This is a genomic window from Pseudomonas sp. R28(2017) (genome assembly GCF_002112505.1).
Taxonomy (GTDB): Bacteria; Pseudomonadota; Gammaproteobacteria; order Pseudomonadales; family Pseudomonadaceae; genus Aquipseudomonas.
This window is the reverse complement of record NZ_NEHW01000004.1, coordinates 448,715-460,326: the sequence shown is the minus strand read 5'-3', so window position 1 is coordinate 460,326 and position 11,612 is coordinate 448,715. Positions and strand designations below refer to the sequence as shown.

Annotated in this window: 10 protein-coding genes; 4 read left to right on the top strand and 6 right to left on the bottom strand. The window is 63.7% G+C overall.

Annotated features, from left to right (window positions below; translation table 11 throughout):
* The first annotated feature begins 341 nt into the window (after positions 1–341).
* Positions 342–1,223 (top strand): formate/nitrite transporter family protein, encoded by an 882-nt coding sequence (locus CAF78_RS10120; RefSeq protein WP_085675282.1) that lies wholly within the window; start codon positions 342–344, stop codon positions 1,221–1,223.
* A gap of 2 nt (positions 1,224–1,225) precedes the next feature.
* Here CAF78_RS10120 and CAF78_RS10115 read toward each other — a convergent pair whose 3' ends face one another.
* Positions 1,226–2,320 (bottom strand): MBL fold metallo-hydrolase, encoded by a 1,095-nt coding sequence (locus CAF78_RS10115; protein WP_085675281.1) that lies wholly within the window; start codon positions 2,318–2,320, stop codon positions 1,226–1,228.
* Positions 2,321–2,450: 130 nt separating this feature from the next.
* On the opposite strand from CAF78_RS10115, the gene CAF78_RS10110 reads away from it, so the two are divergent.
* Positions 2,451–3,524: a diguanylate cyclase gene (locus tag CAF78_RS10110; protein WP_085675294.1), complete on the top strand. Its 1,074-nt coding sequence runs from the start codon at positions 2,451–2,453 to the stop codon at positions 3,522–3,524.
* Between the two features lie 56 nt (positions 3,525–3,580).
* Entirely contained in the window at positions 3,581–6,151 is a 2,571-nt protein-coding gene (locus tag CAF78_RS10105; protein ID WP_085675280.1) for an EAL domain-containing protein, read from the top strand.
* An 8-nt stretch (positions 6,152–6,159) separates the two neighbouring features.
* On the opposite strand, the gene CAF78_RS10100 is transcribed toward CAF78_RS10105, so the two are convergent.
* On the bottom strand, positions 6,160–6,480 hold the full coding sequence (locus tag CAF78_RS10100; protein WP_085675279.1) for a DUF2025 family protein: 321 nt from the start codon (positions 6,478–6,480) through the stop codon (positions 6,160–6,162).
* A gap of 87 nt (positions 6,481–6,567) precedes the next feature.
* Positions 6,568–7,509, bottom strand: coding sequence for a LysR family transcriptional regulator (locus CAF78_RS10095; protein WP_085675278.1), 942 nt, complete (start codon positions 7,507–7,509; stop codon positions 6,568–6,570).
* 112 nt (positions 7,510–7,621) lie between these two features.
* On the opposite strand from CAF78_RS10095, the gene CAF78_RS10090 reads away from it, so the two are divergent.
* Positions 7,622–8,380 carry an SDR family NAD(P)-dependent oxidoreductase gene (locus CAF78_RS10090; protein ID WP_085675277.1) on the top strand — a complete coding sequence of 253 codons (759 nt, stop codon included), beginning with the start codon at positions 7,622–7,624 and terminating at the stop codon, positions 8,378–8,380.
* Positions 8,381–8,419: 39 nt separating this feature from the next.
* Here the strand turns inward: CAF78_RS10090 and CAF78_RS10085 are convergent, their stop codons facing one another.
* The 3 genes from CAF78_RS10085 to CAF78_RS10075 are packed head-to-tail and all read right to left on the bottom strand — an operon-like array spanning position 8,420 to position 11,482.
* Positions 8,420–9,289: an HlyD family secretion protein gene (locus tag CAF78_RS10085; RefSeq protein ID WP_085675276.1), complete on the bottom strand. Its 870-nt coding sequence runs from the start codon at positions 9,287–9,289 to the stop codon at positions 8,420–8,422.
* Positions 9,290–9,300: 11 nt separating this feature from the next.
* Complete coding sequence (locus CAF78_RS10080) at positions 9,301–9,507, bottom strand: DUF1656 domain-containing protein (RefSeq protein ID WP_054886934.1); 207 nt, start codon at positions 9,505–9,507, stop codon at positions 9,301–9,303.
* Positions 9,494–11,482 (bottom strand): FUSC family protein, encoded by a 1,989-nt coding sequence (locus CAF78_RS10075; protein ID WP_085675275.1) that lies wholly within the window; start codon positions 11,480–11,482, stop codon positions 9,494–9,496. The genes CAF78_RS10080 and CAF78_RS10075 overlap by 14 nt, the downstream gene beginning before the upstream one ends.
* Between the last annotated feature and the right edge of the window lie 130 nt (positions 11,483–11,612).

Below are 11,612 nucleotides of genomic sequence, written 5' to 3'. Positions count from 1 at the left end.
TCACAAGCACCCACACGAATTGCTTGATTCGATTTGTTAAAGAGCGTTTGGTTAAGAGCTTTTCGTCTCAACCGAGGCGCGCATTCTACGCTTTCCTCATTTGCTGTCAAGCGTTATTTTGAAGTTTTTTCGAAGCTGCTTTCTTACAAAAGCGTTCAACTTCAACAACTTACCGCTTGCCTCGCTGCGTTCAACGCTGCGAGGAGGCGAATAATACGCGCTTTGAAATCAGAGTCAACACCTTGATCTGAAAAAACTTTCTATCTTCATCTGCGGCCACCTGGCAACTAAATGCATGAAGCACCGCTCTGTAGAGAATCAACCGGTGGAGCGTAACGGCCATGAGCGATGCGCAGAGCGACAAGACCCCAGGCCTGTCGGCCGACGAGGAGCAGGAAGTCAGCCATAACCAGCCGCCGCGGGCGGCGGTATTGCACGAGATCATTCGTTACCAGGGCGACCAGGAACTGGAGCGCACGCTCGCGGCGCTGTGGTGGTCTGCCCTGGCGGCCGGCCTGAGCATGGGCCTGTCACTGATGGCCATGGGGCTGTTCTATGCCCGGCTCCCTGAAGGCGACGGTGCCCAGGTCATCGCCAGCATCGGTTACAGCGCCGGTTTTCTTGCGGTGATCCTGGCACGCCAGCAATTGTTCACCGAAAACACCCTCACTGCCGTGCTACCCGTCATGACCACGCCAACCCTGGCCAACCTCGGGCGCTTGCTGCGGCTGTGGAGCGTGGTGCTGCTGGGCAACCTGGCGGGCACCCTGCTGGTGGCCTGGGTCATGCTCGAATTGCCTATCTTCGACAGCAAGACCGACGTGGCCTTCCTTGAAGTCGGGCGCAAGGTGATGAAGAACGACATCAGCCAGATGTTCGCCAAAGGCATCGTTTCGGGCTGGATGATCGCCACCATGGTCTGGATGATCCCGTCCATGGAGCAGGCCAAGATCTGGATCATCCTGATGATCACCTACCTGATGGCCCTGGGCGACTTCACCCATATCGTCGTCGGCTCGGTGGAGGTTTCCTACCTGGTGTGGGCCGGCGATGAAACCTGGCGCAGCTTCTGGCTGGAATTCGCCTTGCCGACCCTGGCCGGCAACATCATTGGTGGCAGCTGCATCTTCGCCCTGATCAGCCATGCCCAGGTACGCAGCGACAGCGGCAAGCCGCCATCGCAGCTATTAAAGGATGATGAGGCTCAGCGAGACCTGGACTGAACTCAGCGCGCCGCCAACGCCCGCTCGACCGCCCTGCCCCGCTCCCGCGCCGGGTGCGGCTGCCACCAGTTCTGCCCCTCGTGCGGTGAGTCGATGCTGACCCGCTCGCCCATCTGCGGCGTGCTCAGCCGCACCTGGGCCGCAGCAGCCAGGGCGACGATACGTTCGAATGGCTCCTGCCAGCCGTGAATGGAAAGGTCGAAGGTGCCGTTATGGATCGGCAGCATCCAGCGCCCGCGCAGATCCAGATGCGCCTGCAGGCTTTGTTCAGGCTGCATGTGCACGTTGGGCCAGGCGACGTTGTAGGCGCCGGTCTCGATCAACGTCAGGTCGAACGGCCCCAGGCGCTCGCCGATCTCGGCAAAGCCGGCAAAGTAACCCGTGTCGCCGCTGAAGAACACGCGCGTATGGTCATCTATCAGTACCCAGGAGGCCCACAAGGTCCGGTTACTGTCGAACAGCCCACGCCCGGAGAAATGTTGCGCGGGTGTGGCGACGAAACGCACACCGTCCACTTCGGTGTCCTGCCACCAGTCCAGTTGCGTGACCTTTGCCGCAGGCACACCCCACTCGATCAGCAGGTCACCTACCCCGAGCGGGGCCAGGAAACGCTCGGCACGCGGCGCCAGCCGGCGTATCGCCTGTTCATCGAGATGGTCGAAATGATCGTGAGAGAGGATCACCGCCGCCAGCGGCGGCAATTCATCCAGCCCCAGCGGCGGCGCATGAAAGCGCAGCGGCCCGGCCCATTGCACCGGCGAGGCGCGCTCGGCGAATACCGGGTCGGTTATGAAGTAGCGACCGCGCAATTTGAGCAATACTGTGGAATGGCCCAGGCGCCAGAGGCTGTGATCCGGTGCATCGAGCACCTGCTGGCGGGTCATGGGCTGCACGCTGATCGCCGTCGCCGGCCGGGTTTGCGGCGGCTTGCGCAGCAACAGGTACTTGAGGCCGATGCGCAGCTTCTTCAGCACGCCATCCTGGGGCAGGCTGGCCTGGTTGTGAAAACGTCCGTCCCGCTGCGGCGCCGACTGGTCGCCAGGATTAGCCATGGGAGCCATGAGCAGTAACACTCCAAGCAAGAGGAAAGGCTTCATGTTACCCCACTGGGATCACATCAACCGTGAATTGGCTTGTAAGGTCATTTTTCGTCGATGAAACACTGTTCAACAATATTCACGTGAGTTATGCGATAAACGGCACCCCGACAGAAGAACAACGACCATGATGGACAATCGCAGCGGCAAGGGACTTTCTTTCGTCAGGCGCATCTACCTGCCGCGCATCATCGGCTTGGGGATCGGCCTGATCAGCGTAGCCGCTGCCGTGGCGCCGCTATCGCTGCCAACCTGGGCTTGGGGGTTGCTGCTGTTCAATGGCCTACTCTGGCCACATGTTGCCTACCAGTGGGCATCGCGCTCGGCGGCGCCCTACCAGGCAGAACAGCGCAACCTGCTGCTGGACTCGCTACTGGGTGGTTTCTGGACTGCAGCCATGCACTTCAACCCGCTGCCGACCGTGACCGTGCTGTCGATGATGACCATGAACAACGTGGCCGCAGGCGGCAAGCGCCTGGTCGCTCGTGGGGTGCTGGCACAACTGGCGGGCATGCTGCTGGCCAGTGCACTGCTGGGCACAGGGCTGCAGTTGAATGCCACGCCCCTGCAAATCTACGCCTGCCTGCCAATGTTGACCCTGTACCCATTGGCGCTGGGTTGGGTCTGCTACCGCCTGGCAATCAAACTGGGCGAACACAAACGCCGGTTGAGCGCCCTGAGCCTGACCGACAGCCTGACCGGCCTGCTCAACCACGGCGCCTGGAAAGACCTGCTGCTGCTCAGGTTCCAGGCCTGCCAGCAACAACAGTCGCCTGCCGTGATCGCGCTGATCGACATCGATCACTTCAAGACCATCAACGACACCTTCGGCCATGTGGTCGGCGATTGCGTGCTGCGCCAGATGAGCGAGGCGCTCAAGCGCAACCTGCGTGAAGCCGACCAGGCCGGGCGCTATGGTGGCGACGAGTTCTGCGTGATCCTCCCCGCCACCAGCGAGGCCCAGGCCTGCCAGGCCATGGAGCGCCTGCGCGAACAGGTCGCCAGCTACCGCAACCCACAGCTGCCGCATCTGCGCATCAGCCTGAGCATCGGCCTGGCGGCGTTCCACGCCGACCTGCAATCCCCCGAGCACTGGCTGGAACAGGCCGACAAGGCGCTGTACAGCGCCAAGCGCCGCGGGCGCGACCAGGTCAATTTCGCTCAAGGCGAGGCCACCCCGCTCAGGCTGGCCTATCCTGACTGAACCTCCTTGCTGATTGACCGCCGGGGGGACAGCAGTCATCAAGGAGTTGTTCGCGCATGGCCAGGACCGCCAGCCCTCCCCCACGTCTTCAGGTCCGTCGCCTGATCGGCGTTTTCTGCATGGTCTTCGGCCTCGCCTGCCTGGTCACCCTGGGCGCACTGTTTAACATCGCGGCCACCCTCGACCAGCAGGAGCAACAGCGCAGTGCCTTCCATGCCACCCAGGCGCTGGAGCAACGGCTGCTGGCCTCTCGGCAGTTTCTGTCCAGCTACGCGGTGTGGGACGCCGCCTTCGAGCACCTGGCTGGCAAGGTCGACTGGCAGTGGGCCTATGCAGAAAAGAACGTCGGGGAATCGCTGTACAGCGCCAGCGGTTACGAAGGGGTATTCGTGGTCGAAGACCAACGCACCACCTACGCGCTGTTCAAGGGTGCACCTACCGAAGCCGCTGCGAGCAGCTTCATCGATGCGCCCCTGGCTGAAATCATCGACGCTGCACGTGCCGCCGCCAGCGCCCGCGAGCAGGTCACCCGTTTCGTCATGTTCAACAACTGGCCAGCGGTACTCAGCGCTGCCGCCGTGCGCCCGGACAAGGACGTCACCCCTGCAGAAGTGAACCAGGCACCGGTCATGCTGTTCGTCGACCAGCTTACCGAGGCCAAACTCGCGCGCCTGGGCGAAGGCGCGGGCCTTGCGCACATGCATATAGAAAAGAACGAGGAGCAGGCGCACGGTCACCAGCACGTCGCGCTGGGCGATACCGGTTATCGCCTGGCCTGGATCAGCCCGCTGCCCGGGCGGCAGCTGCTCTGGGCCGTGCTGCCTCCCTTGCTCTGCGCACTGCTGATACTCGGCCTGATCATGCTTTACCTGTTTCGTCTCGCGTTGCGCAGCTCCCGCGCCATCGATCACAGCCTGCAGCGCCTGCAAAAGAGCAATCAGGCCCTGGAGGCCAGCGAACAGCGATTTCGCGCGGTCGCCGAGGCCGCCTCCGACTGGATCTGGGAAACCGACCGACAACAACGGCTCACCTACCTGTCCCAGCGTTTTGTCAGTGTGACCGGCGACCCGGTCGAAACCTGGCTCGGCCAGCCGCTGAATCAGTTGCTCAGCTGTGAAACCACGCCGTTGTCAGCCTGGCTCGATGGGCAGATCGAAACCGATTCGGAACAACCGGCCAACCTGCGATGCGCCTACCGGGACCACAACGGACTGAGCCGTTATTGCCGCATTTCGGCACGGGCAATCCGCCTCGATGGCAAGCTCGCCGGCTTTCGGGGTACGGCCAGCGATATCACCGACGAGGTCGAGGCCCATGCACGCATCCAGCACCTGTCACTGCACGACCCACTGACCGGCCTTGCCAATCGCAACAAGCTGGCCAGGCACCTGGAGCAGGCCCTGCTGCGTGGCAGCGATTCGCCACCGCTGACCTTGCTGCTGCTCGACCTGGACAACTTCAAGCCGATCAACGACTCCCTCGGCCATGCCGCAGGTGATGCGGTGCTGCAGGAAGTGGCCGCACGCCTGCGCGACACCACGCGCGACGTCGACCTGGTGGCACGCCTGGGCGGTGACGAATTCGTCCTGGTGCTGGAAGGCATGGATAACCGAAGCGAGATCGACCGCCTGTGCCGGCGGCTGATCGAACTGCTGCAACAACCGATTGCCTTCGAAAACCAGCTGCTGCACATCGGCGCCAGCCTCGGCATCGCCCAGACCCGCAGCCAGGGTTTCGATGCCGGCGAGCTGGTCCGCTGCGCCGATATCGCCCTGTACCAGGCCAAGGCAGATGGCAAGGGCACCTGGCGCTACTTCGCCGCCGAGATGAACCAGCAGATCCAGTACCGCCGCCAGCTGGAAAACGACCTGCGCCGCGCCCTGAAGAACAATGAGTTCGTCATCCATTACCAGCCACGCTACCGCCTCAGCGACTTGCGCATCGTCTCGGTCGAAGCCTTGCTGCGCTGGCAGCACCCACAGGAAGGCCTGCTTGCGCCGGATACCTTCATCCCGCTGGCCGAGCAAAGCGGACTGATCGTCACCCTGGGTCGCTGGGTATTGCGCGAAGCGTGCCGCAACGCGCTCGACTGGCCGGCGCACCTGCTGGTTTCGGTGAACCTGTCACCGGCGCAATTCATGCGCAGTGACGTGGTCGCCGACATTCGCGAAATCCTCCTGGAAACCAGCTTCCCTGCCCAGCAGCTGGAACTGGAGATTACCGAGAACGTGATGCTCAACGACATCGAGGGCGCCCTGGGCACCATGCTCGCACTCAAGGAGCTGGGCGTGCGGCTGAACATGGATGACTTCGGCACGGGGTATTCCTCGCTGGGCTACCTGCGGACCTACCCGTTCGACAGCATCAAGATCGACAAGCGCTTTATCGCCGGGTTGGCCAACACCAGCGGCAGCGACCGCGCCGTGGTGCAGGCGATCATCAACCTGGGCGAAGCGATGGGGCTGACGGTGACGGCCGAGGGTGTGGAGACCGAGCAACAATTGCAGGCGCTGCAAAAGGACCGCTGCCATGAAGTGCAGGGCTATTACCTGAGCCGGCCGCTGGACAAGGCCGGCTTCGAGCAACTGTTGAAGCGCAAGCCGGACTGGTCCGCAGATGCCTCGTGATCCGCCGCTCAGCGCAACGAGCGCTCAGCCACGATTTCTGGCAGATCGCGGCGCCGCAGGTAGATGCGCAACGGCTCGGCAATGTTCAGCCGGTCATCCACATGCTGCTCCAGCAACAGCGCCAGGCGCTCCCGGCACAGCGCCATGCGCGCGCCCTGTTGCGGCCGCCAGACGAATTCGCTGCAGGGGGTGATGCTGTCATCCGCCACGTCCATGCCGAACGCGTCTTCGGAAAACCGCACGATATGGACGCCGCGCTTGCCATGAAAACCGACAAAGCCATTGAGCTGGTCGGCAGCGCTACAGATGTCCTGGGAAGTGATGGCCATGACGTAACCTCGCAAATGAATGGAAGTGACGCACGCCAGGCAGGCAACGGTCGCCTCTGTTGGGCAACGCGCAGTGGGCAGCCTAGCTCATGTGCTCATCGTTGTGCCAAGGTTTTCGTCGTCTGCCACCGGGTCGACCTGCGACGCCAGCAACCCGGCCAGCCAGCTCATGAACGCCTGGACCCGGCGTGGCACATGCCGTTGCCGGGCATACAGCAAGGACACCGGCATGGCCTGTGCCTGCCAGCCGTGCATCACCTCCACCAGCTCGCCGCTGGCCAGGTGATGCGCCACCCCCACTGCCGGCACCTGGATCAAACCGAGGCCCGCCAGGCAGGCCGCCGAATAGGCCTCGGCATTGTTGACCGTGACCACGCCGGCCATGGGCTGAAAGCACACCCTGCCGGCCTGTACGTATTCAAAGCCCGCGCTACGCGCACCCAGGTTGCGGACATAGTGGACCAGTCGATGCTCGCCCAGGTCGTCCAGACCCTGCGGCACGCCGCAACGGGCAAGGTAGGCTGGGCTGGCGCAATTGCGCATGCTCAACTGGCCGATGGGCCGTGCCACGACATCCAGGTCACTCAACGCACCGATGCGCATGACACAGTCGAAACCTTCACGCAGCAGGTCGACCTGGCGGTCGGTGCAACTGATCTCCACCTCCAGCCTGGGAAACCGCGACAAAAATTGCGGCAAGGCCGGAATGATCACACGGCGGGCCATCATGGTCGGCATGTCGACCCGCAGGCAGCCGGCCAACTCGGCATCGTCGGCGCGGAACAGGCTTTCGATCTCGTCCATGCCCGACAACAGGTCCTTGCTGCGCTCGTACAACAAAGTGCCGTCCTGGGTCGCCTGGACGCGCCGCGTGGTGCGGTTGAACAGGCGCGTGCCGAGCAATTGCTCCAGCGCCCTCACCTGCTCCGATACCGTCGAGCGCGGCAGGCTCAGGCTGTCTGCCGCCAGTGTGAAACTGCTCAGTTCACTGACGCGAACGAACGTGCGCAGCAGTTCCAGCTTGTTCATACCCGCTCCTACTGTTCGAGCAACACGAACAGTATTTCCGATTTCACTGGATTTAACAGCCGCAGCACGATCAATAACCTGTGCGTCATCCACCACCCACGAGGGATACGACATGACTCGCAAGATCGCTCTGATCACTGGCGCCAGCCGTGGCCTGGGCCGCAATGCTGCCGAACACCTGGCTGCACGCGGCATCGACATCATCGGCACCTACCACAGCCAGGCCGACGAGGCCCAACGCGTGGCCAAGGCCCTCGAAGCGGCTGGCGCCAAGGCTGCCATGCTGCAGTTGGATGTCGGCGACAGCAGCAGCTTCGCCGGCTTTGCCGAACGCCTGGGCACGACCTTGCAACAACACTTTGGTCGTGAGCGCTTCGATTTCCTGGTGAACAATGCCGGCATCGGCCTGAACGTGCCGTTCAGTGAAACCAGCGAGGCGCAGTTCGACCAATTGTCGAACATCCAGCTCAAGGGGCCGTTCTTCCTCACCCAGCGGCTGCTGCCGTTGCTGGTCGATGGCGGGCGCATCGTCAACATCTCGTCCGGGCTGGCACGCTTTGCGCTGCCTGGGTATGCCGCCTATGCGGCCATGAAGGGGGCGATGGAGGTATTGACCCGGTATCAGGCCAAGGAGCTGGGGGCACGGGGAATACGCGTCAACATCCTCGCGCCGGGGGCGATCGAGACCGACTTTGGTGGCGGGGTGGTACGCGACAATCAGCAGGTCAATGACTTTATCGCCGGCAATACGGCGCTGGGACGGGTCGGGTTGCCGGACGATATCGGTGCTGCCATCGCCCTGCTGCTGGAAGAAGGCAATGGATGGATCACCGGGCAGCGGCTGGAAGTGTCTGGCGGGATGTTCCTTTAAGGCAGAGAAACTGGGGCCGCTTTGCGGCCCCAATGGTCATTACCGCTTCGCCTGATCCTCATGCACCTGCACGCTGGCGGTCATCCCGGCACTCAGGTGCACGCCCTCGGGCACCTGGTCCAACCTGATCCGCACCGGAATCCGTTGCGCCAGCCGCACCCAGTTGAACGTCGGCTCCACCACCGGCAGCAGTTGGCTGTCCGGATTGCTGTTGCTGTCGGTAATGCCGCGGCTGATGCTCTGCACATGCCCCTGCATCGCATCGCCCGCGCCCATCAGCCAGACTTTCACCTCATCGCCAACGCGGATGCGCGGCAGCTTGGTCTCCTCGAAGTAGGCCTGGATGTAGAACGTCGAATCATCCACCAGGGCCATCACCGACTCACCGGTGTTCACATAGTTGCCCTGGGCCAGGCGCAAGTTGGTGATATGCCCGCTGCGCGGCGCCCGCACTTCGCTGCGCGCCAGGTTGATCTTCGCCACTTGCAGCTGGGCTTCGGCCTCATGCAGTTCGCCACGGGCGACGGCGGCGTTGATCTGGGCGTTTTCGCGCAGTTCGGCACTGATCGCCTCCGGGCCCAACGCCGTGCGCCGCGCGGCTTCACGCTCACGCAGGTGCAACTGCTGGGCGCGGGTTTCAGCCACCGCGCTGGCCTGCTCGAAGGCCGCCTGGAAGCGCTCGCGATCGATGCTCATCAACAGATCGCCAGCCTTGACCTGCTGGTTGTCCTGCACCTTGAGTTCACGCACCCAGCCCGACACGTCCGGGGCGATCACAACCACATCGGCGCGCACCCGGGCATCGCGCGTCCACGGCGTGAGCATGTAGTACTGCCAGAGCTTGAAGCCGGCCACAACGGCAATGGCGACCACGCACAGGGTCACCAGAGTACGGACGACAGCACGCATTGAATCACTCCTTACAAAGGCCCCAGCAGGCGAACCACCAGGAACAGCACACAAACGAACAACGCCGTGTCGAACAGCGCTTCATGCCAGATCCAGCGCCCCAGCGGCGTGGCCTGCACCAGCAGGCGCAACACCCCGGTCAGCGCCAGTGCCATCAGCACATAAATCAGGAACGGACTGAGCAGCACACCGCCCAGCTCCCATTCACGCAAGCCCATGGGCATCCTCCTGCGCGCGGCACCATTTACCCCAGCTTTTCTGCAACTGCAGCACCGCGCCTTGGGCGAGGCGCAACGGGTCGCTGGCCGGCGCCCGCTGCAAGGCACCGATGAACTGCTCGCTGGCCGCATCCAGGCGCTGCCCGCGGCCAGCAGCCGGGCCTTTGGCGAGCACCGCTTCGACCTGCCGCAGGTATTCGCGCTCGGCGCCGGCCAGCGGCACCTGGGCCACCGCCAGGCACATGCGCAGGTGCACCAGCTCGTCACCGATGTCCAGCCCGTGCAGGCCATCATCCCAGCGCTTGCGTTCGGTGGCCGGCAGCTCGCTGGCATGCCGGGCCAGCTGCATCAGGCGGTCGGCCATGCGCCCGCCAAACCAGCTGTCGGCACCGCGCAGTTCGCGCCGGGTCAGGCGCACCAGGTCGCTCTGGGTCGCGGCACGCAGGCGCCGGCCAAGCCAGGCCGGGTGGCGGAACACCAGCAGGCGGAACGCCAACACCGCGGCGCCCACGCCGACCAACATGGCCAGGGCGCTGTTGAGCAGGGTCGCCACACCGAACGTCATGGCGTTGAGTGGCGAAACCAGCACGATGAAATGCAGGCAATAGGAAGTGGCCGTGGCCCCGGTGCGCGGATGAGCCATGCCCAACGCCCCGAAGAACAGCGGCACACCCATGCCCAGGCAGAGCATGGCGAAGCTGCTCCACTGCGGCAGGATGATCTGCCCGACCAAAAAGGCTGCCGGGACCGCCAGCAAGATACCGCGCAAGAAGCTCAGGCCGATCTGCGCCCCGTTCTCACGGCTGGCGAACAGGCTGCACACCACGCAGGTCAACACCAGGCCGCCAGGCGCCGACGGCCAGGCGGTGGCCAGCCAGAAGCTGCTCATCACCAGAAAGGCCAGGGCACTGCGTGAACCGAACAACAAGGCCAGGGACCAGTCGCGGTGTGCCGCCAGGCCCTGGGAGACATCCTTCGGCGCCCTGCCCGCCTCGACATCGTCCAGCCCCTGGGTGGCGGCCATGGCGTAGTCCAGCAGCAAGGCCATGCGCGCCAGGCAGAAATGCTCGGCGGAGCTGATCTGCTCATCATGGGCAGCGTCCCAGATACGCTGGCGCAACACCAGCAGGCTCGGCTGATCCGGGTTGGCCAACTGCGCCCGTACCTCTTCGAGCCAAGGTGCGAGGCGCCCGGCTTCGCGCTCGTCCAGTTGCCGCCACTGGCGGCGCACCGAGCGTGAAATACGCAGCAGCACCATGAGCTTCTGGCTCAGCCCGCGAATGGCCCTGGCCCGCTGCCGCCCGCGCGGGCCTTCGAACCAGGCGTGCTCGCGCTGGGTATCGATGGCGACGATACGACCGAGGCTGTCCAACAGCCCTTTGCGCGCTTCATCCTCGCCACCCAGCATGGCGCTTGCCGCCTGCAGACCGTTCTGCCAGGCCTGGCGGGCCTGCCCGGCAAGCTGCTGCTCGACCCGCATCGGCCAGATCAGGGCACTGCTGGCAGTGGCGCAGAAGATCCCCAGGCAGATTTCGGTGCACCGCGCCACCGCCTGGTCAAATACCTGCAAGGGATGATTGATAGCGGGCAAGGCGATGATGGCGGCGGTGTAGCCTGCCAGTACGAACGAATAGGCCCAGGCACTGCGCAATTGCGTGGAGGCCGCCGTGCACAGGGCCAGCCACAGCGCCAGGGTGATCAGGAACAGCCACGGGGTCTGGGCAAACAGGCCGATGAACACCACCGACATGACCGTGCCGACCAAGGTCCCGGCCAGACGCGCCAGGCCTTTCTGCACCACCATGCCCGACAGCGGCTGGGCGACGATGAACGCGGTCATCAATGCCCAGGACGGTTGCGCCAGCCCCCAGCGCATGGCCAGCCACAGCGCCAGTCCCGCTCCAAGCAGGGTCTTGATGGCGAACTTGATGGCGAGGCTGCTGGGTGCGAACAGGGCCTGGAAGGTGATGGGCACGAATCGGACCTTGCGGGGGATGGTCAGTTAAACGATAGACAATGGTGAGCAGGATACTGCGGGGACAAATAATTAGCTAGCTAATCATCTTTATGGGCAAAATACGCAGGCAAAAAAATAGGCGACCGAA